The following is a 23,072-nucleotide window of genomic DNA, read 5'->3' on the forward strand; positions in this document are numbered from 1 at the left end:
GTTTTGTCTGATCTAGATAAATCATCTCGTGACCCGCAGAATCAAGAGGAAGTTCAAGCAAACAATCAACATTCGGAGACTAAGCCTGGCACAAGTTTACGTGAGAAGGTGTTTGCTTCTTTGAAGTATCAAGACCAGCCGGCTAGTTCTGCTGAAGCTGATAATACGAGCACGAATGGTCACTCTACCGAATCTTCTGAAGTTCAACAACGACGAATTTCGGAGCCAACACAGAAAAATGACTCAGCAGTCAAGTCCCATAAATCAGATAAAAGTCGCGTGACGAATTCTAGAGATGAAGAAAAATCTAATCAAGTTGCTCCTTCTTTAAAACCATCTCAAAAAACAGACGGGGAAAAGCATGAGTCGAGCGACAACAGAGAAACGCGAGCGGCATTTGTTGGTGAGGAAGTAACTGAGAGCCGCATTAATCATCAGCATGAAGATAAAAATTACTCAAAAATCAATGGAAAAGTTAGTGAGAAAGAGTTGGAAAAAATGAGACGACGCAGTGAGCGCAAAAAAGAAAATAAATTAGTAGGGAAAATAGTTTTAGCGGTTATCACCGCTTTAGTAGTGACTGTGGCGATAGTGGGCATATCATTTTATCGTTACTGGCAGGCGGGCTTAAAACCGCTGAATCCCAAAGATGATCAACTAGTTCAGGTAAACATACCGATCGGTTCCAGTAATAAAAGTATCGGCAGTATTCTGGAAGAAGAAAAAGTCATCAAAAGCGGTATGGTATTTACCTACTATATGAAAACAGAAAACATCACCGATTTTAAAGCAGGTTATTATCAAATGTCTCCTAATATGACGTTAGATGAGATAGCAGTGCTGCTGCAACAGGGAGGAACAAAGGAACCTGAGGCGTTAGCAGACGCACGAGTCAGTATCCCAGAAGGCTACAGTGCAGATCAGATTGCGGAGTTGTTCGCAGACAAGACAAAAATCAAGAAAGAAGAATTTTTGGATGTTCTGAAGGATGAATCATTTTTTGAAGAATTGTATCAAGACTACGGAAAATTATTAGAAAGTGCCAAGAAAGCACAAGATGTCCGCTATCGCTTGGAGGGATACCTATTTCCTGCGACTTATAATTATTATAAAGAAAAGTCTATCAAAGATATGATCAGAGAAATGGTGGACAAAACTAATTCGGAGTTAGCAGCTCGTCAAGAATCCCTAGATCAGTCTGGAATGACTACACAGCAAGTATTGACATTGGCTTCATTAGTGGAAAAAGAAGGTGTGGAAAAAGAAGACCGGCGCAATATCGCTCAAGTCTTTTTAAATCGTATCAAAGCCGACATGCCTTTGCAGTCTGATATTTCAGTGTTATATGCGATGGAAAAACATAAAGTTCACTTATCGAACAAGGATACAGAAATCGATTCCCCCTATAACTTGTATATCAACAAAGGGTTTGGTCCTGGACCGTTCAATAATCCCGGAATCGAAGCGATAGACGCAGTGCTGAATCCGGAACCTAATACTTATTATTATTTCTTGGCAAACATCGAAACACATAAAGTTTATTTTGCAGAGACATATGAGGAACACTTGATATTAAAAGAGGAACATATTGATAATCAAATAGAAGAATGATGTGTTTAATGCAGTTTTCTATTTACAAATTGTTGAACACGTGGTAATCTTTAGGGCGTAAATAGGAGTGCTTTTCTGATTTTAGTCGGGAAAGCCCTTCTTTTCATTTAATTAAAGTAAACTACTAAAGGAGCTTTATTCATGGCAGAGAAAGTTTATCCAATGACTCTTGAAGGTAAAAAAAAGTTGGAATTAGAATTAGAAGAATTAAAAACGGTAAAGCGTAAAGAAATTGTTGAGCGTATCAAAATTGCTCGAAGTTTTGGTGATTTATCTGAAAACTCGGAGTACGAATCAGCAAAAGATGAACAAGCTTTTGTTGAGGGGCGTATCACGACTTTGGAAAATATGATTCGCTTTGCTCAAATCATCGACAATGACGGAAAAGCAGCTGACGAAGTATCTCTTGGGCGCACGGTGACTTTTATTGAATTGCCTGATGGCGATGAAGAAGAGTATACGATTGTCGGCAGTGCAGAAGCAGACCCTCTGGCTGGTAAAATCTCTAACGATTCACCTATTGCCAAAGCGCTGATTGGCAGAAAAGTCAACGATGAGGTCAGTGTGGCAACACCTGGCGGCGATATGGCAGTGAGAATTATAGGAGTGTCACAATAAGCTGTGCGAAATGACGCACAGCTTTTTTTCAAATGTAGTTTTCTACGACTTTAGTCCTAGTAATATTTCATACTAAAAGGACTCCCCAAATTCAGGCGGTCTTAGTATAATGAATGAAGAACAATGGAATAGGAGCGAGAAAGATGAAAAGCTCATGGAGAATTTTTCTAACAATCGAGTGTTTATTGTTAGTTTTAGCTGTGTATCAAATCATTCATAATACACCGGCGTTAATTTTTTTAATATTTGGCGGACTGAATTTAATTTATGCATTAAAAAAGAGTCCGAGAACTTCTTTTAACCAATTTCAATTGGTTTTAGGAATCGTCGTGGCGATTTTAAGTTTGCTGACGAGCGGTGCCACTGTTTGGATCATGGTGATCATCGGCGTGCTTTACTTCGGATTAAAAGGAGTTGAAGCAACAGGCGTCAATATGATGGATCAATTTGAAAATGCCCCTTGGCGTAAAAAGCAAATGATGATGATTCAGACGACAGAAACGGAGTCTAAAAATGGTCGCCGTTTTAAACGTCCTTGGATCGGCAATCAGCGGATCGGAACCAATGTCTATGAGTGGGACGATATTAATTTTACGATTTTTTCCGGAGACACCATCATTGATTTGGGAAATACATTGTTGCCTAAAGAAAACAATGTCATCATCATCCGTAAGGGATTCGGCAGGACTCGTATCTTAGTACCCTTAGGTGTTGGTTTGATGCTCGAACATTCGACCTTAAACGGGAACGTTATTTTTGAGGATGATTTTTTCAAATTGAAAAATGAATCTCTCAAAGTTTTTAGCGAAGATTATGACCACAATGCAAGAAAATTAAAAATCGTGACGAACACACTTTTCGGTGACCTAGAGGTGATTCGTATATGATGTCTAAGCAGAACAGACCTTTGATTTTTTTATACACGTTTATCTTTAGTTTTATTGTTTTAGTGTTAACATTGTATACTTATTTTTATTCTCAAGGGAAACGGGAATGGCTGAAAGAATTATTTCGCACAAAGATTACTTACATCCCTTTGATTGTTTACCTTATTTTGATTGCGCTTGTAGTTAGTACTATGGTTTATATCGTCGTGTATTTTTTTCATCGTTCGCAATATGGACGACTGGAAGAAAAAATCAGCTTGTTAGCCAGAAATCACTACGACAGTCCCCTATTCATGAAAACTGTTAGAAACGGCGAAGGGGATCCGTACGTAAGCAACATTGATGAAGGCATAGAAAAAATAAGAGAACAAATGCTGAGTATGTCTAAGGACTTGCAAGTTTTGTCCAGTCGGCCTCAAATGGTTGACGGGGAATCAAAAGAGCAGATTTTGCAAGAAGAACGGCACCGATTAGCTAGAGAACTGCACGATTCAGTCAGTCAGCAACTCTTCGCTGCGTCCATGATGATGTCTGCATTGATGGAAGACGCAAAGAAAAATGGACAGTCTGAAATTATTCAAAAACAGATGAATATGATAGGGGATATCATCAATGCCTCACAGTCAGAGATGCGAGCGTTGCTTCTGCATTTAAGACCAATCTCCTTAGAAGGAAAAAGTTTGAAAAAAGGCATCGAGCAGCTTTTGGTAGAGCTGCAGTCTAAAATTAAAATCGCATTGCACTGGGAAGTGGAAGACGTGTCTTTGCAAAGTGGGATGGAGGACCACTTGTTTCGTGTTGTCCAAGAGCTGCTTTCAAACACGTTACGCCATGCTAAAGCGAAATCTCTAGAAGTTTTTCTTAAAAAGACTGATAAAGTCGTTTTGCTGCGGATGATTGATGATGGGGTGGGATTTGACACTTCAAATAAAAAAGTCGGCAGTTACGGTTTGAACAATATTAATGAACGTATCACAGGCATGGGGGGAACATGTAAAATCATTAGTTTTGTAGGCAAAGGAACGAGTGTTGAAATCCGGGTACCAGTGATTGAGGAGGATGAGGAAGAGTGATAAAAGTACTATTGGTAGATGACCATGAAATGGTGAGATTAGGGGTGTCTTCTTACTTATCGATTCAAGAGGACATAGAGGTTATTGGAGAGGCCGAAAACGGAAAAATCGGTTATGAAAAAGCCTTGGAATTAAGACCGGATATTATTTTGATGGACTTGGTGATGGATGAGATGGATGGCATCGAATCAACCAAACTTATTTTAAAAGAATGGCCTGAAGCAAGAATTATTATTGTCACTAGTTTTATTGATGATGAAAAAGTTTATCCGGCAATCGAAGCTGGCGCTGCCGGTTATTTATTGAAAACCTCCACAGCAAGTGAGATTGCTAATGCGATTCGGGCGACTTTCCGGGGCGAAACAGTTTTGGAGCCTGAAGTGACCGGAAAAATGATGGAACGATTGACTAGGAAGAATGAACCTGTGCTTCACGATGATTTAACCAATCGTGAGCTAGAGATTTTGTTGCTTATTTCAGAAGGAAAAAGCAATCAGGAAATAGCAGATGAGTTGTTTATCACGTTAAAAACAGTTAAAACACACGTCTCTAATATTCTTTCTAAACTAGATGTAGAAGATCGAACTCAGGCAACGATTTATGCTTTTAAACATGGTATCGTAGATTAATCATAGTGTAGACTAAATGTTCAGATACTTTAAGGAGATAAACAAGAAATGAAACAAAGTTTTGCAATCATTGGACTGGGACGTTTTGGTGCCAGTGTATGTACCGCATTGATTGAAGCGGGCCAAGAAGTTTTAGCGATCGATCGGGATGAAGATCGGGTGAATGAATATATGGATATCGCCACCCATGCTATTGTGGCAAATGCACAGGATGAGATGGCACTGCGCTCTCTTGGTTTAAGGAATTTTGATCATGTCATTATTGCTATTGGCGAAGATATTCAGGCAAGTATTTTGGTAACCTTAATGGCAAAAGAAATGGGTGTCACACGTATCACTGCCAAAGCCCAAAATACTTATCATGCAAAAGTTTTGGAAAAAGTCGGTGCAGATCGGGTAGTTCATCCTGAGCGTGACATGGGGGAACGGGTAGCGCATCAGCTGATTTCAAAAAATATTTTAGATTATCTGGAGCTGTCGGATGAATATTCGATCGCTGAAATCCAAATCAGTAATGATAAGTTTGCTGATAAGAGTCTGCTGCAGTTGAATTTACGTCAGAAGTTTGGACTAAACGTGATCGCGATTAGAAGAAAAAATCAACGTTTGATTGTTTCACCACCCGCAGACGAAGTAGTACTTTTAAATGACGTGTTGTTCGTCATAGGGGAAACAAAAGATGTGGAGCATATGGATGATGTGATGAATTAATTTTTAGAAATGGGCAGTGCATCATTGTGATGTTCCTATCTTTTTTTATTTTAAAGTTATTTGTACTAACCAAAGCCTAAGCATTGAAAGAAGAGATTTGGGCGTAATGTGCTATGATAAGTGAGATATAAGAGAACAACAAGAGAAAGTGTGGTTAAATAGATGAAAATCAATGTTCTGGATAATGCACACAAGTGGTTTCAGACTGAACTAGAACTTGAATCAGGAAGTTATGTTCATTTTTTTGGAAAATATGGCGGTAAGACTAATGTCCATGAGGGTTTTTCGACAGGGATGAGAGTCGAGAGTCCTGAAGCGCCTCTTGCGGTATTCGAAAAAGAAGGTATCACTTACTTTACTGAGCATGCTGATGACTGGTTCTTTGCTGGTTACGACCTGACAGTCGGTTATGATGAACAGCGGCAGGAACCTATTTATTTCTTTCAAGAAGAAAAATAAAAAAAGCAAAAAGTTGTTTAAAACAGCAACTTTTTGCTTTTTTATTAAAATCTAATAACCTAACGTATAATCCACAACATTTTTAGGCAGAGGCAACTGCTCTTTGTAAGCATTGAGATTTTCTAAAAGAATTTTCATAAATTTCTCCTGATAGTTTATAGAAATCCCTGAGATGTGGGGTGTAATCAATACATTATCCAACGTCCAGAGAGGACTGCTGTTCGGTAATGGTTCCTCTTCAAAAACATCCAGTGCGGCAAAGTCGATACGGTCTGACTGGCAAGCAGTAATTAAAGCAGAAGTATCCACTGATTCGCCCCGTCCTACATTAACAAAGACAGCCCCTTTTTTGAATTTTTCAAAACGCTGGCTATTAAACAAATGATAGGTTTCATCGGTCAAGGGTAAAATACTGATGACAATGTCCATAGTTGGCAACACGTCATCAATTTCTTTTTGCGGGTAAATTTTATTGAATTCAGGCAGCTGGCGGCCAGAACGGTTAACGCCATAAACATCCACTGCCATAGCGCTGGCAACTTTTGCCAATTGTCGTCCGATATTGCCGGTTCCCACAATCAGCATTTTTTTCAAAGCCAAATCGTTCAGCCTGATTCTTTCCCATGTTTTGTTTTCTTGTGCTTTATGTGCAGTTAAAATCCCTCGGTAGTGGGACAAGAGCATAGCAATCACTGATTCGCTGATCTGGGAAGCGTGGACACCGCTGGCATTGGTTAAAATAATATTGTTTTCTTTCAAGCGTTTGAGGTCTAAATCATCCACTCCGGCAGAGTAGGTTTGAATCCAATTCAGGATGCCCTGCCCTTCTTCTTTTAACTGGAGAAGTTGTTCGCCAACGTTGTTTTCCCATCCAACAGTGATTTCAACATTTTTCAGTTCATCAAGAGATAGCCCGTCAGTACTTGTCAGTATGTTGAAGTTTGGCGCACAACGTTTGATTGCTTGCACCGAATTATCTTTTAACGGACGTAAAATCAATAGATTGGTCATAGCATGTCACTCATTTCTGTAAGTTATTTTGTTCTCAACTCTCCCCGAATGATTTGGAAATAGTAAAAGATGCTTACAAGCATAATGATCGAGCTGGTAGGGAGTTGGAAAAAAATTCCTGCGATCGCACAGAAAAAAACAGGGAGCGTCGAGGCAAATAAGAGAATTTTTACACTTTGGCCTAACTTCAGTCCTAAAAAGCGAGCACCACTCAGCAAGTGGGCGATAAAGGCGCCAAAGAAGAGAGAAAAAGCGAAATCAATCAGCACTGGTCCCATCAAACTAAGGACGACCAATAGGATAACCGTCAAACGATTGCCTGTGGAAGTTCCTAGTTCTTTGAAAAAGTTTCGAGAAATCAACTTGCTGTCCGATAGATTCTTGTACGGAATTACCAGCTTGTTTGTCTCGAGCAATGAGGAAAGCAAACTGCCCTCAGTTGTCGCAAGGACTAGTTCATTTTCTAACAGGCCGACAGCAATTTTGTTTCCAGTGATATCTTTCTGCAAGCCTTCAGCTGTTTGTATGCCATCTGGATCGAAAGTGAAAAACATATAGTTAGTTTTGTAAAGAAAACTTGAGTCTTTCTCATCAGTTGTCAGCTGGTTGTCTTGAATAGAAAATTCAGGCATTTCTGCCGCAATTTTACTCATATCATTTTGAAAAGTTCCTAACATCTCTATTGTTTGTGCCAGTACAGGAATTAGTAATACCAATCCTAGAAATAAAAAATAGAGAAAAGATTTCACAAACGGCAAATCTTTGGCACTGTACAAATCGGTTGGTTTTTTTAAAGAATTTTTAAATAACTGAAATGTGTTCATTCAGTTGCTCCTTTGAGTTTTATTTTATTGTATCTCTTTTTCATCAAGATTTCAAAAATCTGCCACTTCTATAAGGCATTTATTTTGAATTAGTTTCTGAACAGTGATACATTAGACTTGTGTTAATAAAATATAATAAATAATTATGGAGGTTTTGTTGATGAGCTATACATTACCAGATTTACCTTACGCATACGAGGCATTAGAGCCACACATTGATGTTGAAACGATGCATTTGCATCATGATAAACATCACAACACTTATGTAACCAATTTGAATGCAGCGATTGAAAAACATCCTGAATTAGGCGAAAAAAATATTGATGACTTGGTAGCAGATTTAGCAAATGTTCCCGAAGATATCCGTACAGCAGTTCGTAACAATGGTGGAGGACACGCTAACCATGCGTTCTTCTGGGAAATTATGGCACCTAATGCTGGTGGCGAACCAACAGGTGCAATCAAAGAAGCGATTGATGCAAAATTTGGCAGTTTTGATAACTTTAAAGCAGAATTCGCCGCTGCAGCTACTGGCCGTTTTGGTTCTGGTTGGGCATGGCTAGTTGTCAATAATGGGGAATTAGAAGTTATGTCTACACCTAATCAAGATTCTCCTTTAACAGAAGGCAAGACACCAGTTCTTGGTATTGACGTTTGGGAACATGCTTATTATAAGAAGTACAGCAACGTTCGTCCAGATTATATCAAAGCATTCTGGAATGTTGTCAACTGGGATGAAGTAAATAAACGCTACGAAGCAGCAAAATAATATAAAAGTCAGACTTTCAGACAAATTCGTCTGGAAGTCTTTTTTTGTCTAAACAAGCAAAAATTTTTATAACTCATCATTAAGTACAAGACTCATTCAAAAGATTATCTCAAACAAATAAGCCTCTTTAAATAAAAAGGGGTTGACTATTTTGAGAAGATTAGGTTAAACTGAGATAATCGAAAATGAGAAAATTTTAATGAAACTTTTTTTGGTTCCTTTTATTCTAAGGTTTTATAGTAAAATAGAAGTAGCCAAAGATGGCATATTTAGAAAATGATCCAAAGTATTTCAATGAAAATATGCTATAATAAATGGAACTAAAGGAGGGCTTGAAATGAAAACTGAAAAGGAATATCAACAAGCGATGAAAATATTAATCGAAGAAGCAGATAAAATTAAAACATTGATCAGCAATCAGCGTAATCATTTGTGTATTGCTCAATGTAAAGCTTTTGAAGAAGTTGTTGATACCCAGATGTATGGGTTTAGCCGCCAAGTAGATTTTGCTGAAAAAATGGGTGTCATTTCGATAAAAGAAGGACAACAGATTTTAGCCGATTTAGAAAAAAAATTGAATCAGGTGTATTCTGAAATATACGAAGGTCAAAAAGAAACTCAGGAATAGAAGAGGTGTAAGGTTTGGCGAAAAAAACAAAAAAGAGGTTCTTTCTAGATTATGGAATCTTGATACCCTATCTCATTCTTTCTGTTTTAGGTGTGGTGATGGTTTACAGTGCCACGGCTTACCGGCTGATTACCAGTGATCCGCCTCAACCCGATACCGCTGCTGCGGCAAAGCAGGCACTTTATCTGGCTCTAGGGCTGATACTGATGGTTATTATTTATCAAATGAAAACAAAATTTTTACAGAGCAAAGGACTTCTTGTTCTAGGCATTGCAGTCATCAGTACGATGCTTCTTTTGACCAGATTTACTAAAACCTTCAGTTTACAGGCCGGCGGGGCGCAAGGATGGTTTCAATTAGGACCGATCACTCTGCAACCGGTGGAATTTTTAAAAATCATGGTCATCTGGTACCTGGCATATATTTTATCGCGAAGACAGGACACTATAGTTCACGGATTTAAACAGGCAGTCTTAAAGCCAGTATTGCTTGTTTCAAGTTTGATTTTTCTCGTGCTGATCCAGCCTGATACCGGTGGAGCAGCTATTTTAGTCTTACTGGTCATTATTATGCTGTTAGCCAGCGGCGTCAGCTATTGGTACGGCATTGTGATTGGTGTAGGTGGGGTCAGCTTGAGCTTTATTGCGATTGAACTGGTTAGTTTATTAGGACCTGCACTTTTACCAGAGAATAAGCAGTATATCGTGGAGCGGTTTTTAGTCATGAGAAATCCTTTTATAGATGCTTATGGCAGTGGACTGCAGATGGTGCATTCCTACTATGCGATGTTTAATGGCGGATTGTTTGGCAGAGGTTTAGGAAACAGTATTCAAAAGAAAGGCTTTCTCCCAGTAGCAGAATCTGATTTTATGTTTTCTATTGTTATTGAAGAGTTAGGTCTGATCGTTGCTATGCTGATTTTATTATTATTGTTCTTTTTGATTTTAAGAATCATCATGGTCGGGATAAGAGCGACACATCCCTTTAATTCTTTGATGTGTATTGGAATCGGCGGCATGCTATTAGTTCAAACATTTGTAAATATTGGCGGCATCACTGGCATCATCCCGTTAACTGGGGTTACCTTCCCGTTTTTAAGTCAAGGGGGATCGAGCTTGCTAGCTCTTTCGATAGGTGTTGGTTTTGTGTTAAACATACGAGCCGATGAATTAAGAAAAAAATATCAAAGACAGGCTGAGGTTGTCATTCCAATGAAACAAACTCAGTAGAGAGGGGATATGGGTGAATGAAAAAAGTGTTGGTTGCAAATCGAGGAGAGATTGCTGTCCGAGTGTTCCGTGCATGTACTGAATTAGACATGCCGACAGTCGGAATTTTTGCGGCAGAGGATGAAGATGCCATTCATCGATATAAAGCAGATGAAGCTTATCTGGTAGGAGAAGGGAAAAAACCGATTGAAGCCTACTTAGATATTGAAGATATCATCAGAATCGCTAAAAATTCTGGTGCTGATGGTATTCACCCAGGCTATGGCTTTTTATCTGAAAATGTTACTTTTGCCAGAAGATGTGCAGAGGAAGGAATCAAATTTATTGGTCCATCTATTGAAAATTTAGATATTTTTGGAGATAAAATCAAAGCGAAGGCTGCAGCTGATGAAGCGGGGATCCAATCTATTCCTGGAACAGACGGTCCTGTGAATCATCTGGACGGTGTGCTGGCCTTTGGTGAAAGTCATGGCTATCCGCTGATAATCAAAGCGGCACTTGGCGGCGGCGGACGAGGTATGCGTATCGTGCGCAATGCTGAGGAAGCAAAAGATGGTTTTTCTAGAGCATCAAGCGAAGCCAAGGCAGCTTTTGGAAGCAGTGAAGTTTATGTGGAAAAATATATTAAAGATCCAAAACATATTGAAGTACAAATTTTAGGGGACGAACATGGGAATATTGTCCATCTTTACGAGCGGGATTGTTCTGTTCAACGTCGCCATCAGAAAGTGGTGGAGGTGGCACCATGCGTTTCTATTTCAGAAGAGTTGCGAGAAGAAATCTGTGATGCTGCTGTCCGTCTAATGAAGCATGTGGGATATTCCAATGCAGGGACAGTGGAATTTTTAGTGGAAGATGACCAGTTTTATTTTATTGAAGTCAATCCACGGGTTCAAGTAGAACATACGATTACAGAAATGATTACCGATACAGATATCGTGGTGGCACAGCTGCAGATTGCACAAGGATTGCGACTCCACGAAGAAATTGATATTCCGGAACAAAAAGAGATCAAAATAAAAGGAGCAGCGATTCAGTGCCGGATAACGACTGAAGATCCTGCCAATAACTTTTTACCTGATACCGGCACAATCGATACATATCGTTCGCCGGGTGGTTTAGGTGTCCGTTTAGATGTTGGTAATGCTTATACAGGGGCAGAAGTGACACCATATTTTGATTCTTTATTAGTTAAAGTATGTACTTACGGGTCCGATTTTTCCAAAGCTGTAACAAAAATGAAACGGGCATTGAAAGAATTTAGGATTCGCGGTGTAAAAACTAATATTATTTTTCTATCTAATGTTATCAATCATGAACAATTCCAAACAGGAGAGGCCAAAACAACCTTTATTGATGGAGCTCCTGAACTGTTTGTTTTCCCCCGAATCCGTGATCGCGGAAATCGGATGTTAAAGTACCTTGGGGAAGTGACAGTCAATGGTTTTCCTGGCATTGAAAAAGTCAACAAACCGGTCTTTACAAAACCGGGTAAAATTGCTTTAAATCCTGGTGAAGCAGGTCCGACAGGTAAAAATATTTTGGATAGCCAAGGGCCAGAGGGAGTCAGAGATTGGATCAAGGAACAGGAAGCAGTGTTGCTGACAGATACAACGTTTAGAGATGCTCACCAAAGTTTATTAGCTACTCGAGTAAGGACGCAGGATATTGTTAAGATCGCCAGTTGTACTGAAGAAGCACTGCCTCAGTTGTTTTCATGTGAAGTGTGGGGCGGCGCCACCTTTGATGTTGCGTACCGCTTTTTAAATGAGGATCCTTGGGTCCGATTAAGAAAAATCCGTGAAGCAATGCCTAACACGCTGCTTCAAATGTTGTTCCGCGGTTCTAACGCAGTTGGCTATCAAAATTATCCTGACAATGTCATCGAAGAATTTATTAAAGAGTCTGCCCGTCAAGGAATTGATGTTTTTAGAATTTTTGACAGCTTGAATTGGCTGCCTCAGATGGAAAAAAGTATTCAGGTCGTTCGTGACACCGGAAAAATTGCGGAAGCTGCGATTTGCTATACAGGAGATGCTTTATCTCCGACGAGAAAAAAATATAATATTGACTATTATGTTAATCTTGCTTTGGAGCTGGAAAAAATGGGCGCCCATATTATTGCTATTAAGGATATGGCCGGGTTGATGAAACCTCAAGCGGCTTACCATTTGATAAGTGCCCTCAAGGACAAGGTCTCGCTGCCGATTCATTTGCACATGCATGATACTAGCGGTAATGGTATCATCACTTACTCTTCTGCCGTCCGTGCGGGAGTAGATATTGTCGATGTAGCGACAAGTGCCATGAGCAGTTCTACCAGCCAGCCAAGTATGAGTAGTTTTTATTACGCCTTGGGTGAAGATGAAAAAACACCAAAGATTGATATCGGTAATGCACAGCGAATCAATCATTACTGGGAAAATGTTCGAACTTATTACTCCCAATTCGAAAATGGCATCAATGCGCCACAAACAGAAGTTTATGCCCATGAAATGCCGGGAGGACAATACTCTAATTTGCAGCAACAGGCTAAAGCCGTTGGTTTGGAAGACCAATGGGAGAAAATCAAGCTAGTATATGCTGAAGTCAACCAAATGTTCGGCGATATCGTCAAAGTAACACCTTCCTCGAAAGTTGTGGGAGACATGGCATTGTTTATGGTACAAAACGATTTGACAGAAGAAGATGTTTACGCTAAAGGAGATACTCTAAGCTTCCCTGAATCAGTTGTCAGTTTCTTCCGAGGAGACTTAGGCCAGCCGACAGGCGGTTTCCCTGAAAAACTAAAAGAAATTATTTTACAGGGACGTCCATCAATTGAAGTCAGACCGGGGTCATTAGCTGAGCCTGTGGACTTTGCTAAAGTTGCGGCAGAACTGGAAAAGCTGATTGACTATCAGCCAAGTCACGAAGAAGTGCTGAGTTACATCATGTACCCACAAGTATTTTTGGATTATCGAAAATCAAATGATACTTATGGTGATTTAACAGTTTTGGATACACCTAGTTTCTTTTATGGTATGCGGCCGAATGAAACCATTCGAGTGAAAATTGAAAAAGGCAAGCACTTTAATATTCGTTTAGACGAGGTTGGCGAACCTAATATCGAAGGGAATCGGATACTGTACTTTATCTTTAACGGACAGCGTCGTGAGATTGTTATCAAAGATAATAGTGTCAAGTCTCAGGTCATTTTGAAACCTAAAGCTGAGCCGACGAAAAAGGAACATATCGGAGCAACAATGCCCGGGTCTGTTTTAGATGTGCTTGTGACGACTGGGGAAACGGTGAAAAAAGGTCAAACACTCATGGTCACAGAGGCTATGAAGATGGAAACAATGATTCAAGCGCCATTTGATGGTATAATCAGCGTAGTCCATGCCGTAGCAGGAGATCCGATTCAGTCGGGGGACTTGCTGGTCGAGATAACACCAAGGTAGACATAGACCACAGATGAAAGAGGGGAGAGGCGTGAAAAGAATTGCTCATTTTTTTCTGGTATCAGTTATTTTTCTGATAATAGCCTACATGCAGCCAATTATTTTTCCCGATGATAGAGCTCCTAAACCTCTTGACATAGGCTCAGAAGTTCCTGATGAAAAAGGTCAGAAGTTTATGCAAGGAAAAGTTTCTTCTACTGGTTTGTCTCAGTATATTGGACAAAAAGCCGAGGCCTTTGTTCAAAACTTTGGAGAACCTATCGAGATACAGGAAGTAGATAACACTAGTTCTTGGTGGATTTTTGGAGAGGACGGGTCTGATTATCTCCAATTGTTAATAGAAGATAAGGTGATTCAGTCTATCTTTGTTCTAGGGACTGGGATTGAATGTGATTATTTTAATATCGGCATGACCTTGCATGAAATGTCATCTGTCACAACTCTTTATTCTAATTTTAGTTTCCAGCAAAGCGGGAAAGACTACGTTGTGGAACTTACTGAAAAGGACATGAGTACACAACCCCTTGTTGCGTTTGATAATGAAAGTTTTGCTATCCTGCATATTGACGGGGAAAGTGAAAAGGTCACTGGGATCAGATACTTGAATACCGCCTCCTTGCTTTCCTTAATGCCTTATAATTTGCAGGAAGGCGAACTTCCTGAGAGTAAAAACAATGAATCAGATGTTTCAGAAGTTTCTCAGAGACATTTGGAAAGACAGTTTTTTTCCCTTGTCAATCTCATTCGTGAACGTGAGGGAAAAGAAATCTTTGTTGCAAATGGGCAGCTGTTTCTTGACAGCAGTGAGTTGCTTACCAGCTTTCTGGATGAAAAAGAAACTTACTTGGAAAAAGAGGCATTGGAAGAGTTGGCACTACAAAGGAATATTCAAACCTATCGACAGCCCTTTTATTTGACGCAAAAGGAAATCGAAAAAATTGCGAAAGAAAATAAAATTTCGCTGGATAACACTTATGGGTTAGCCTATACTCCTACACGGGACATTCCGTATATGCTGATGCAATGGTATGGCAAACTTCTGCCCCATCTGCCCTTGAATCAAATAGAACAGGGAGAAATCGGCGTATCATTCAAGGATGATTTTATTCTGCTGATGCTCAGAGAATCACCATCTGAAGAAACAGCAACAAGTGATGAAGGAAAGTAGGAATAGAGTAATGATTTACACTGAAGAAGTTTTTGCCATAGAGGATCAGCTGAATGAATTGATTGAAAAAATCACTGAAAGCTATACAATGGAGAAACTCATTTCTAGTAAAATTGCTATGGAAGCATCGGAAGACGTTCAAAGTAAAATCAACAGCTTTTCAGCAGCGAAACGTTCGTTTGAACCTGTGGAGGCTTATGGCAAACATGCACCGGATTATCAGGAAAAACGCCGGGCGGTTCGTCAAGAAAAACGTCGCATCGATACTGATCCATTGATTATGAATTTCCGGAGAAATGAAAGTGATCTGCAAGAAATTTTAGATACTATTTCTTATCGCTTGGCACAGACTGTCTCGCCGGATATTAAAATAGACGCAGGGAACCCGTTTTTTGAATTTGCCCAAAGAGGATGTGGAGGTAGCTGTCATGTTGGATAATGAAAAACAAGAGCAGATATTGCCGTGGAAAAAACGCCGGGCATTGATTGTTTGGATGCACACCTTACGCCCCCTTCGCCAGCTGAGGAAATTTGGCATTATCAGTTATGTGTCGAGACAGATGAAGTATGTTTTGATTTACATGGATGAGGTAGCCATTGAAAAAAATATGTCGGTGATTGAAAAATTGAACTTTGTGCGGAGTGTTGAGCGGTCCTATCGTCCAGATGTTTCTATCGAGTATAGTAAAATCGATTTGGAGGATGATGACGGTTTTGATGTCGAGGAACTTGGCACGACAATCAAACTGTCAGATAAAGTTTAATGAACTGAAAAATTCATCAAGTGCCCGATAAGCCGCCTTGATGAATTTTTTTATGAAATGGAAGTGAAACTCTGATGAGAATCGTGGCAGGAAAATTTAAAGGTCGACGGTTAAAATCTTTGGAAGGCAGCAACACCCGTCCGACCTCAGATAAGATTAAAGGAGCCGTTTTTAACATGATTGGTCCTTACTTTGACGGTGAAACAGTTTTAGATTTGTATTGCGGCAGCGGCAACTTGGCTCTAGAAGCATTATCTAGAGGATGCAGTCAAGCTTACTGTGTCGATCATCACCATCAAGCGATCAAAGTGATCAAAGATAATGTCAGCCTGCTGAAAGCCGAGCAGCAAGTGGTAATCATGAAAAAAAAAGCCGCCATTGCTTTGCAAGAATTTGCTCAAGCGGGTAATGGATTCGACTTGATTTTTCTAGACCCGCCCTATATGATGCAAAAAATTGAAGAAGAACTTGATTTTATGCTGGCGAACGGTTTGATCGCCGAGAGAGGGACGGTTGTTTGTGAAACAGATAAGTCCGTCGAATTGGGCGAGAATATTACAGGTTTGATTTGTAAAAAAAATCAATTGTATGGCAACACTAGAATCACAATTTATCAAAAGAAAGCAGGTGCTTAGATGAAAAAGATTGGTTTGTTTCCCGGGAGTTTTGATCCTTTGACTCTTGGTCATTTAAATACGATCGAGCGTTCAGCCGGCTTGTTTGACGAGGTCATCATTGCAATCATGACAAATACTCGCAAGCAGTCTTTGTTCAGTCCTGATGAAAAAACACAACTGGTCAAGGAGTGTACAAAACACTTGAGCAATGTTTCTGTAGCGACCCATCAATCAGGATTAACTGTTGAGCTGGCTAAAGAGCTGGGCGCATCATTTTTGATCAGAGGTATCCGCAATATTCAGGATTATGAGTATGAAAAAAACATTGCCCAGATGAATCAAGAGTTGTTTTCTGATATTGAGACAGTATTCTTGCTAGCCACGCCGGAACATAGTAAATTAAGCTCAAGTATTATTAAAGAAATCGCAAGTTTTGGGGGAGATGTTTCCAAATTTCTTCCCGAAGCTGTTAACCAAGCCTTGCTTAAAAAATATCAAGAAAAATAATTTTAAAGAAAAGGATTTTTAAGATGAAATTTCCTCAAAATAGACGTCACAAAAAACGCTTTGCCATTTTTGCCAGTATTTTTATCCTGTCATTTATGTTGGTAGCCAGTATTTTTATTCCCATCCCTTATTTTATTGAGATGCCGGGAAGTGCTGAAGATGTCCAGCAGTTCGTTCGAGTGGACGGAAAAAGCAATGACCAGACAGGAGCTTATTTATTAACAACGGTAGGCATCAGACAAGCCACACCAGCTACCTTTTTGCTGGCAAAAAAGGACACCTTCCAAGAGGTCATTCCCGAAAGAGATTTCCTAGGTGATAATACCAGTGAAGAACATGAACTGCTTGGAGAGTTGCAAATGTCTTCATCAGAAAATATGGCAAAAAAAGTAGCTTTGGATCTGGCAGGAGAAACCTATCATTTCTCTTACAAAGGCATCTACGTGATGGATGTTATGGCTACGTCTGATTTTAGGGGAAAGTTGGCTGTGGGGGATCTGGTCTATCAAGTGGACGACTTATCATTTGAAACAACAGAAGAGTTTATGGATTATGTCGCGTCTAAAGAGTTGGGAGAAACAATCACTCTAAAAATCGAACGTGATGGTGAAAAGAAAACCATTTCCGGTAAACTTACCAAATTAAGTGAAGAAAATCCAGTGGGTGTGGGCATCACTTTGACAGAGCACACAGAACTGGTATCTGATCGGGAAATTACGTTTGAGGTTGAAGGGATTGGCGGTCCCTCGGCGGGGTTAATGTTCACGCTGGAAATTTATGAGTCTCTCACTGGACAATCCTTGAGGAAAGGCCACGTGATAGCTGGGACTGGAGAAATAAGAAGTGACGGGAAAGTCGGAATGATCGGCGGGATCGATAAAAAAGTGGTTGCAGCTGATCGGGCGGGAGCTGAAATCTTTTTTGCCCCTGATGAGTCTTATTCAAAAGAAGTACTGGATAAGTATCCCGATCTTAAAAACAATTATCAGCAAGCTTTGGCAGCTGCAAAAAAAATAAATACCAAGATGGAGATTGTTCCAGTCAAAACAGTACAAGATGCATTGGAGTATATGGAAAGTTTGAATTACAAAGACAGTGAGTAAGACTTGCTGTTTTTTTCTTGTAATCAGTGAGTGGAAAGTTTAAGATTGATTATGAATGATTGGATAAGGAGAGGAAATTAGGCTATGGAAGAACAAATGATAGATAAGCCATATATAAACGGCAGTGTTCAGGCTGTTTTTTTCCAAAATCCGGCCAATTTTTATAAAGTGATGTTGATTGCGGTTGAAGAAACCAATAGCCGCTATGAAGAACCTGAAATTGTAGTGACTGGAAGTTTTGGAGATATTTTAGAAGGGGAAACTTATCAATTTTTTGGAGATATTGTGGATCATCCCAGATATGGCAGACAGTTCCAAGCTACTACTTATAAAAAAGTGAAACCGACAACAGAAAATGGTCTGGTCGAGTATCTTTCAGGGGAAGCTTTTCCAGGTATCGGGAAAAAAACTGCGGAAAAAATTGTTGATATGTTAGGTTCTGATGCGATTGAAGTAATAATGAATGATCCTAGTCGCTTATCAGAGATTCCTGGTTTGACAAAAAAACGCCAGCAGACTCTGCAAGAAGGTATTCGCGAAAATTATGGCATGGAACAGATGATTGTCTCGCTGCATGAGTATGGGTTTGGAAGTCAGTTAGCAATGACCATTTATCAGTTGTACAAGGGAGAGACTCTTGAACTGATTGAAGAAGACCCTTATCGCTTGATTGAAGATATAGAAGGAGTAGGATTTAAAAGGGCAGACGCCTTGGCAGAAAGACTGGGAATCGCAGCGGATGCTCCTGTGAGATTGCGGGCAGCTATTCAGTTTGAGTTGTTGCAAAACTCCATGAGTGAGGGCAACACCTACATGGAAGCAGAAGATTTGCTTAGGGAAGTTATTGAAACGCTGGAAAGCAGCCGTTCTGTTGAAATATCCCCTCAGATGGTAGCGGACCAAATTATTCAGCTGACAGAAGAAAATAAAATTCAACAAGAAGAAACTAAAATTTTTGACAATTCTCTGTGTTTTGCTGAAATGGGGATTGGGACTTCTATTAAGCGTTTATTATCCCGTAAAAAACGTATACACTACGATGATGAGAAAATAACCGAATTAATCAATTTGTTAGAAGAGAGTAATGGCATGTCCTATGGTCCTTCTCAAGTGGAAGCAATGAAGGAAGCCATCTGTTCACCATTATTTATTCTTACCGGTGGTCCCGGAACTGGAAAGACGACGGTGGTCAATGGGATTGTTTCATTATTTGCCGCACTCAATGACTTGTCTTTGGATATTAATGACTATCATGATGAAGTGTTCCCAATATTATTGGCAGCACCTACTGGTCGGGCGGCTAAACGGATGAATGAAACTACCGGATTGCCTGCCAGTACGATTCACCGCATGCTGGGTTTGACTGGCTTGGAGAAGAACAGCATGGAAGAAGTCCAAGAGCTGGAGGGAGGTATTTTGATTGTAGACGAGATGTCTATGGTGGATACTTGGCTGGCTAACACACTTTTAAAGTCGATTCCAACAAATATGCAAGTTATTTTTGTGGGAGATAAAGATCAGCTGCCTTCTGTCGGTCCGGGGCAGGTCCTTCATGATTTACTGCAAGTGAATGAAATTCCCAGCCGTGAACTGACTGAAATTTATCGTCAAGGAAATGATTCTTCAATCATTCCTTTGGCACATAGTATAAAGAACGGGCTATTGCCAAGAGACTTCCATGAAAATCAAAGTGACCGTTCATTTTTCTCTTGTAATGCTTATCAAGTGGAAGGTTTAATTGAGCAGATTGTAAAAAAGGCTCAGATTAAAGGATTTACAGCACAAGATATTCAAATTTTGGCTCCCATGTATCGGGGAGTTGCAGGTATTGATAATTTAAATAAAATGATGCAGGAAGTTTTTAATCCTAATGAGACGGGTACTCGAAAAGAGGTCAAGTGGAACGATAAAGTTTATCGGATTGGGGATAAAGTCCTGCAGCTAGTGAATGAACCTGAACTTAATGTTTTCAACGGGGATATGGGAGCAATCACTGGGATAATCTATGCGAAAGATAATGAGGACAAAGTTGATAAGCTGGTGATTTCTTTTGATCAGACAGAAGTGACTTACCAGCGAAGCGAGTGGAATAAAATTACTCTATCTTATTGCTGTTCTATCCATAAATCCCAAGGCAGTGAGTTCAAAATGGTGATCATGCCGATGGTACAACAATATTTTCGGATGCTGCAGCGAAATTTATTGTATACAGGGATCACTAGAAGTCAGGAAAAACTGATTTTACTGGGAGAATTAGGAGCGTTTAAACGTGCAGTAGAAAATGAAGGAACTAACCGTAAAACTTATTTGCTGAAGAGAATTTCAGAAGCCATTGGAGTGGTGGAAGGCAGTCTTCTTTCCGTGACGTATGATAATGAGCCGCTTCAGAAGGCAGAGGCAGCTAAACCAGAATTTCTGATAGGGGAAGAAGATGTTTTGGCAGATTCAGAGGAAAAGGTATCTGAAAGTTGGATACTGACACTGGATAAAATCGAGCAACGGATGATTTCACCGATGGTCGGGATGGATGAGACCCTGACACCCTATGATTTTCAAACATAAAAAGACACAATCTAAAATATAGGTTGTGTCTTTTTTAAAACCAAAAAAATCTTTTAACAGTGGATAGCGTCACATCAAAGCCCTGCTTGGGAATAATCTCACCACTCATCTGACCATATTCTTTGGAAGAAGTTGCAAGACTTATTTTTTTTGCGTTAAAATGATAAACATTTTTGGATTCAAGATGTTTTCCCCGAAATAAAAGGAAGACCAAATATAAAATCTTGTAGAGTGGGATTCTTTCAACCACAATCAACTCAAGGTTTTGCTCAAAGGATGAAGCGTTTGGGGCGATTTTTACCCCGCCGCCAAAGTAAGGGTGTTTGGTACAGGTAACAAGGAATGCCCGCTCAAACGTCACTGCTTCCCCATTTATTTTTACGGACAAAGGAAATCCTTCTTGTTGAAACAGCACCTTGATAGCTGAAAATAAATAAATGAATGCGCCCATTTGCAGACGATTGAAGGATTGCTTCTTTTCAGACTGATTGGCGGCCGCAACAATGGATGCGTCTAAACCAATGCCCAAGTTGTTGGTAATCAATGTGTTTTGTCCGGTCGTTTTGTCCAGACTGCTTAAAATGAACAGTTCTTGTGGCTTAGAAGTGGCTAAAATTAGTTTTAGGGCTTCTAAAGATTCGCGGGGAATGCCAGTACTTCGTGCAAAGTCGTTTCCCGAACCGCTAGGAATATAGCCCATGGGAATATCGAAGTGATCCCCTAAAGCGTTCGTTACCTCATGGAGAGTGCCATCTCCGCCTAAGACCACTAGTAAAGGATAAGGGGCTTGGAGGTCTTTTGACCAAGGTTTGAGAGTAGTTTGCAATAGGTTTCCGGCAAGTTCAATCGCATGCCCAGCATACTCTGAACGGTAAAATTGATAAGGCACTTTCTTTTCATCTAAATAGTTCTTAACTTCTGCTGCGGCTAGTTTTCCCTTACCGCCTCCAGAATGTTCGTTTGCGATAATATGCAAAAACAAATAATTCATAGTGAATCCTTTCGTTTGTTTAGATTGTCGGTAAATAAAAAAAGTCATTAGGCCACATGATATTGTGCTAATGACTTCTTCATCTTGAGTCAGTACAAGAATCGTTCATCAGAAAACTCCTTAGATAAGATTTTTCAATGCTTCTACTGCCTTTTCAATTGTAATACCGTAACCAACTTTTGAATCGTCTTTTGCATCATAAGCGATAAAAGTTTGTGTCTGCGTGTTTAAAGCCACACGGTACTTAAATTGAGCGTTATCGTAAATCATAACATTCTCTCCCTTCATAGTTTTGATAGAAGGCGTTTAACGTTTATTTGATAACGAAATTCCAACATTCATATATTACACTATAGATGAAAAAAAAGCAAACAAAACCTTTTGAAAAGCTGAAGGTACTTCAGAATAGCAATTGACTTTGTGAATAAAAAGAGCTAGAGTAGTAGAGAATTAAAAAATATCGCGGTTCATTCATACCATCCCGCGTCATCAAAACTAGGAGGAAATTTTTATGCAAAATAAGAAAACGAAAGGGCTGCTCATTAATGGTATTGTTGCAGCCATGTACCTTGTCCTGACCATTTTAGTGAGCCCTGTGGCTTCTGGTCCTATTCAATTCAGAATATCTGAAAGTCTCAATCATTTGGTTGTTTTCAATAAAAAATTGATTTGGGGCGTATTTTTTGGCGTTGTCTTATATAATTTAATGTTTTCGGAATTCGGGATGCTGGATGTGATATTTGGCGGAGGTCAAACATTGGCAGCACTGCTGATTACCAGCTTTTTAAAAAAATACATTAAAGATGTCAGATGGCTCTTGGCAGCCAATGTTCTGGTTTTCAGCATTAGCATGGGATTGATTGCTTGGATGCTGTATGTGACCATACAGGCACCGTTTTGGCTGACTTACGGTTGGACGGCACTAAGCGAATTTATCGTTATGGGAATCGCTGCCCCTGTAATGTACTATATTAGTTCCAGAATAAATTTAGATTTTTAGTCTATTGGATTAAAAAAAGTCTTTGTATTGACCGGCAAAAGTTGGAGAAAAGTCTGACTAATGCAGGTCTTTTTTTATTGCCTTAAATGTCAAATATTAATTGGGTTATTGTGAAAATACCTAAATCAAGAAACAAAGGTGCAAGTATCATAGTTTGAGTTAGAACTAGCAAAACAAGGACAACATACTTAAAAGAAACTACTCTCTTTATCTTTCCCATTGTGTAAAAATAAAAGGACTATCAATTTTTAAAGTTTTAGATTAACACTTATAAATGAATCAGATGCTAAGACGCAGAGCTGATAACAACGAGAGTAGTCTCTCAAATGTTATTGGCTTTTTTGTTTTATTCTAGCAAAGGAGTTATAGGTTAATTTCACCCTTGCTTAGTACTGTTTTTAACATTTTAGAATTAAATGATTATATATAATATGATTTTATAATAACAAGAAACCAGCCATATTAAGA

The 23,072-nt window shown here is 39.5% G+C and carries 23 protein-coding genes; 19 read left to right on the forward strand and 4 right to left on the reverse strand.

Features of this window, described 5'->3' with window-relative positions:
* Positions 1 to 3: 3 nt before the first annotated feature.
* From mltG to CBF29_RS03465, 7 genes are all read left to right on the forward strand, one after another.
* Positions 4 to 1,611, forward strand: a complete 1,608-nt coding sequence (gene mltG / locus CBF29_RS03435; protein WP_245987239.1) for an endolytic transglycosylase MltG — start codon at positions 4 to 6, stop codon at positions 1,609 to 1,611.
* Between the two features lie 141 nt (positions 1,612 to 1,752).
* A complete protein-coding gene (greA, locus tag CBF29_RS03440) occupies positions 1,753 to 2,229 on the forward strand; it encodes a transcription elongation factor GreA (RefSeq protein WP_126807355.1) in 477 nt (158 codons plus the stop codon).
* 143 nt (positions 2,230 to 2,372) lie between these two features.
* The gene (liaF, locus tag CBF29_RS03445; protein ID WP_126807357.1) at positions 2,373 to 3,116 is read left to right on the forward strand and encodes a cell wall-active antibiotics response protein LiaF; all 744 of its coding nucleotides are present in this window, start codon (positions 2,373 to 2,375) and stop codon (positions 3,114 to 3,116) included.
* Positions 3,113 to 4,189, forward strand: a complete 1,077-nt coding sequence (locus CBF29_RS03450) for a sensor histidine kinase (protein WP_126807359.1) — start codon at positions 3,113 to 3,115, stop codon at positions 4,187 to 4,189. The genes liaF and CBF29_RS03450 overlap by 4 nt, the downstream gene beginning before the upstream one ends.
* Positions 4,186 to 4,818 carry a response regulator gene (locus tag CBF29_RS03455; RefSeq protein ID WP_126807362.1) on the forward strand — a complete coding sequence of 211 codons (633 nt, stop codon included), beginning with the start codon at positions 4,186 to 4,188 and terminating at the stop codon, positions 4,816 to 4,818. The genes CBF29_RS03450 and CBF29_RS03455 overlap by 4 nt, the downstream gene beginning before the upstream one ends.
* 48 nt (positions 4,819 to 4,866) lie before the next feature.
* Entirely contained in the window at positions 4,867 to 5,529 is a 663-nt protein-coding gene (locus CBF29_RS03460; protein ID WP_126807364.1) for a potassium channel family protein, read from the forward strand.
* Positions 5,530 to 5,691: 162 nt separating this feature from the next.
* Positions 5,692 to 5,988 carry a HesB/YadR/YfhF family protein gene (locus CBF29_RS03465; RefSeq protein ID WP_126807366.1) on the forward strand — a complete coding sequence of 99 codons (297 nt, stop codon included), beginning with the start codon at positions 5,692 to 5,694 and terminating at the stop codon, positions 5,986 to 5,988.
* A gap of 51 nt (positions 5,989 to 6,039) precedes the next feature.
* Here the strand turns inward: CBF29_RS03465 and CBF29_RS03470 are convergent, their stop codons facing one another.
* On the reverse strand, positions 6,040 to 6,999 hold the full coding sequence (locus CBF29_RS03470) for an NAD(P)-dependent oxidoreductase (protein WP_126807368.1): 960 nt from the start codon (positions 6,997 to 6,999) through the stop codon (positions 6,040 to 6,042).
* Positions 7,000 to 7,022: 23 nt separating this feature from the next.
* On the reverse strand, positions 7,023 to 7,823 hold the full coding sequence (locus tag CBF29_RS03475) for a DUF1189 family protein (protein WP_126807370.1): 801 nt from the start codon (positions 7,821 to 7,823) through the stop codon (positions 7,023 to 7,025).
* Between the two features lie 160 nt (positions 7,824 to 7,983).
* Here CBF29_RS03475 and CBF29_RS03480 point away from each other — a divergent pair, with 160 nt between their 5' ends.
* The 11 genes from CBF29_RS03480 to recD2 all read left to right on the forward strand — a co-directional run bounded on the left by CBF29_RS03480 (position 7,984) and on the right by recD2 (position 20,613).
* On the forward strand, positions 7,984 to 8,592 hold the full coding sequence (locus tag CBF29_RS03480) for a superoxide dismutase (RefSeq protein ID WP_126807371.1): 609 nt from the start codon (positions 7,984 to 7,986) through the stop codon (positions 8,590 to 8,592).
* 337 nt (positions 8,593 to 8,929) lie between these two features.
* Complete coding sequence (locus tag CBF29_RS03485) at positions 8,930 to 9,220, forward strand: Fpa/YlaN family protein (RefSeq protein WP_126807372.1); 291 nt, start codon at positions 8,930 to 8,932, stop codon at positions 9,218 to 9,220.
* A 14-nt stretch (positions 9,221 to 9,234) separates the two neighbouring features.
* Positions 9,235 to 10,449, forward strand: a complete 1,215-nt coding sequence (locus CBF29_RS03490) for an FtsW/RodA/SpoVE family cell cycle protein (RefSeq protein ID WP_126807374.1) — start codon at positions 9,235 to 9,237, stop codon at positions 10,447 to 10,449.
* A gap of 17 nt (positions 10,450 to 10,466) precedes the next feature.
* Complete coding sequence (locus tag CBF29_RS03495) at positions 10,467 to 13,892, forward strand: pyruvate carboxylase (RefSeq protein ID WP_126807376.1); 3,426 nt, start codon at positions 10,467 to 10,469, stop codon at positions 13,890 to 13,892.
* Between the two features lie 31 nt (positions 13,893 to 13,923).
* Positions 13,924 to 15,060, forward strand: coding sequence for a CAP-associated domain-containing protein (locus tag CBF29_RS03500; RefSeq protein ID WP_170169979.1), 1,137 nt, complete (start codon positions 13,924 to 13,926; stop codon positions 15,058 to 15,060).
* A gap of 10 nt (positions 15,061 to 15,070) precedes the next feature.
* Positions 15,071 to 15,499, forward strand: a complete 429-nt coding sequence (locus CBF29_RS03505) for a YlbF/YmcA family competence regulator (protein ID WP_126807380.1) — start codon at positions 15,071 to 15,073, stop codon at positions 15,497 to 15,499.
* The gene (locus CBF29_RS03510; RefSeq protein ID WP_126807382.1) at positions 15,489 to 15,824 is read left to right on the forward strand and encodes a YlbG family protein; all 336 of its coding nucleotides are present in this window, start codon (positions 15,489 to 15,491) and stop codon (positions 15,822 to 15,824) included. The genes CBF29_RS03505 and CBF29_RS03510 overlap by 11 nt, the downstream gene beginning before the upstream one ends.
* 74 nt (positions 15,825 to 15,898) lie before the next feature.
* Positions 15,899 to 16,459, forward strand: coding sequence for a 16S rRNA (guanine(966)-N(2))-methyltransferase RsmD (rsmD, locus tag CBF29_RS03515; protein WP_126807384.1), 561 nt, complete (start codon positions 15,899 to 15,901; stop codon positions 16,457 to 16,459).
* Positions 16,460 to 16,948, forward strand: coding sequence for a pantetheine-phosphate adenylyltransferase (coaD, locus tag CBF29_RS03520; RefSeq protein WP_126807386.1), 489 nt, complete (start codon positions 16,460 to 16,462; stop codon positions 16,946 to 16,948).
* 23 nt (positions 16,949 to 16,971) lie between these two features.
* On the forward strand, positions 16,972 to 18,051 hold the full coding sequence (locus CBF29_RS03525; RefSeq protein WP_245987240.1) for a SepM family pheromone-processing serine protease: 1,080 nt from the start codon (positions 16,972 to 16,974) through the stop codon (positions 18,049 to 18,051).
* Between the two features lie 84 nt (positions 18,052 to 18,135).
* Positions 18,136 to 20,613, forward strand: coding sequence for an SF1B family DNA helicase RecD2 (recD2, locus tag CBF29_RS03530; protein ID WP_126807388.1), 2,478 nt, complete (start codon positions 18,136 to 18,138; stop codon positions 20,611 to 20,613).
* A 34-nt stretch (positions 20,614 to 20,647) separates the two neighbouring features.
* On the opposite strand, the gene CBF29_RS03535 is transcribed toward recD2, so the two are convergent.
* The gene (locus CBF29_RS03535) at positions 20,648 to 21,604 is read right to left on the reverse strand and encodes a diacylglycerol/lipid kinase family protein (protein ID WP_170169980.1); all 957 of its coding nucleotides are present in this window, start codon (positions 21,602 to 21,604) and stop codon (positions 20,648 to 20,650) included.
* A 120-nt stretch (positions 21,605 to 21,724) separates the two neighbouring features.
* Positions 21,725 to 21,874, reverse strand: a complete 150-nt coding sequence (locus tag CBF29_RS13705; protein ID WP_170169981.1) for a hypothetical protein — start codon at positions 21,872 to 21,874, stop codon at positions 21,725 to 21,727.
* 241 nt (positions 21,875 to 22,115) lie between these two features.
* Between CBF29_RS13705 and CBF29_RS03540 the strand changes: the two genes are divergently transcribed.
* Positions 22,116 to 22,604, forward strand: coding sequence for a QueT transporter family protein (locus tag CBF29_RS03540; RefSeq protein ID WP_126807393.1), 489 nt, complete (start codon positions 22,116 to 22,118; stop codon positions 22,602 to 22,604).
* Positions 22,605 to 23,072: the final 468 nt, after the last annotated feature.

Source organism: Vagococcus elongatus (assembly GCF_003987645.1).
Lineage (GTDB): Bacteria > Bacillota > Bacilli > Lactobacillales > Vagococcaceae > Vagococcus_A > Vagococcus_A elongatus.

Bases quoted from the DNA above. Each gene is read 5' to 3' on its own strand.
- CBF29_RS03470 (WP_126807368.1), bottom strand. From the start codon at position 6,999: ATGACCAATCTATTGATTTTACGTCCGTTAAAAGATAATTCGGTGCAA.
- CBF29_RS03510 (WP_126807382.1), top strand. From the start codon at position 15,489: ATGTTGGATAATGAAAAACAAGAGCAGATATTGCCGTGGAAAAAACGC.
- CBF29_RS03460 (WP_126807364.1), top strand. From the start codon at position 4,867: ATGAAACAAAGTTTTGCAATCATTGGACTGGGACGTTTTGGTGCCAGT.
- CBF29_RS03535 (WP_170169980.1), bottom strand. From the start codon at position 21,604: ATGAATTATTTGTTTTTGCATATTATCGCAAACGAACATTCTGGAGGC.
- CBF29_RS03480 (WP_126807371.1), top strand. From the start codon at position 7,984: ATGAGCTATACATTACCAGATTTACCTTACGCATACGAGGCATTAGAG.
- rsmD (WP_126807384.1), top strand. From the start codon at position 15,899: ATGAGAATCGTGGCAGGAAAATTTAAAGGTCGACGGTTAAAATCTTTG.
- CBF29_RS13705 (WP_170169981.1), bottom strand. From the start codon at position 21,874: ATGATTTACGATAACGCTCAATTTAAGTACCGTGTGGCTTTAAACACG.
- liaF (WP_126807357.1), top strand. From the start codon at position 2,373: ATGAAAAGCTCATGGAGAATTTTTCTAACAATCGAGTGTTTATTGTTA.
- CBF29_RS03505 (WP_126807380.1), top strand. From the start codon at position 15,071: ATGATTTACACTGAAGAAGTTTTTGCCATAGAGGATCAGCTGAATGAA.
- greA (WP_126807355.1), top strand. From the start codon at position 1,753: ATGGCAGAGAAAGTTTATCCAATGACTCTTGAAGGTAAAAAAAAGTTG.
- CBF29_RS03485 (WP_126807372.1), top strand. From the start codon at position 8,930: ATGAAAACTGAAAAGGAATATCAACAAGCGATGAAAATATTAATCGAA.
- CBF29_RS03450 (WP_126807359.1), top strand. From the start codon at position 3,113: ATGATGTCTAAGCAGAACAGACCTTTGATTTTTTTATACACGTTTATC.
- CBF29_RS03495 (WP_126807376.1), top strand. From the start codon at position 10,467: ATGAAAAAAGTGTTGGTTGCAAATCGAGGAGAGATTGCTGTCCGAGTG.
- CBF29_RS03540 (WP_126807393.1), top strand. From the start codon at position 22,116: ATGCAAAATAAGAAAACGAAAGGGCTGCTCATTAATGGTATTGTTGCA.
- coaD (WP_126807386.1), top strand. From the start codon at position 16,460: ATGAAAAAGATTGGTTTGTTTCCCGGGAGTTTTGATCCTTTGACTCTT.
- recD2 (WP_126807388.1), top strand. From the start codon at position 18,136: ATGGAAGAACAAATGATAGATAAGCCATATATAAACGGCAGTGTTCAG.
- CBF29_RS03475 (WP_126807370.1), bottom strand. From the start codon at position 7,823: ATGAACACATTTCAGTTATTTAAAAATTCTTTAAAAAAACCAACCGAT.
- CBF29_RS03525 (WP_245987240.1), top strand. From the start codon at position 16,972: ATGAAATTTCCTCAAAATAGACGTCACAAAAAACGCTTTGCCATTTTT.
- CBF29_RS03465 (WP_126807366.1), top strand. From the start codon at position 5,692: ATGAAAATCAATGTTCTGGATAATGCACACAAGTGGTTTCAGACTGAA.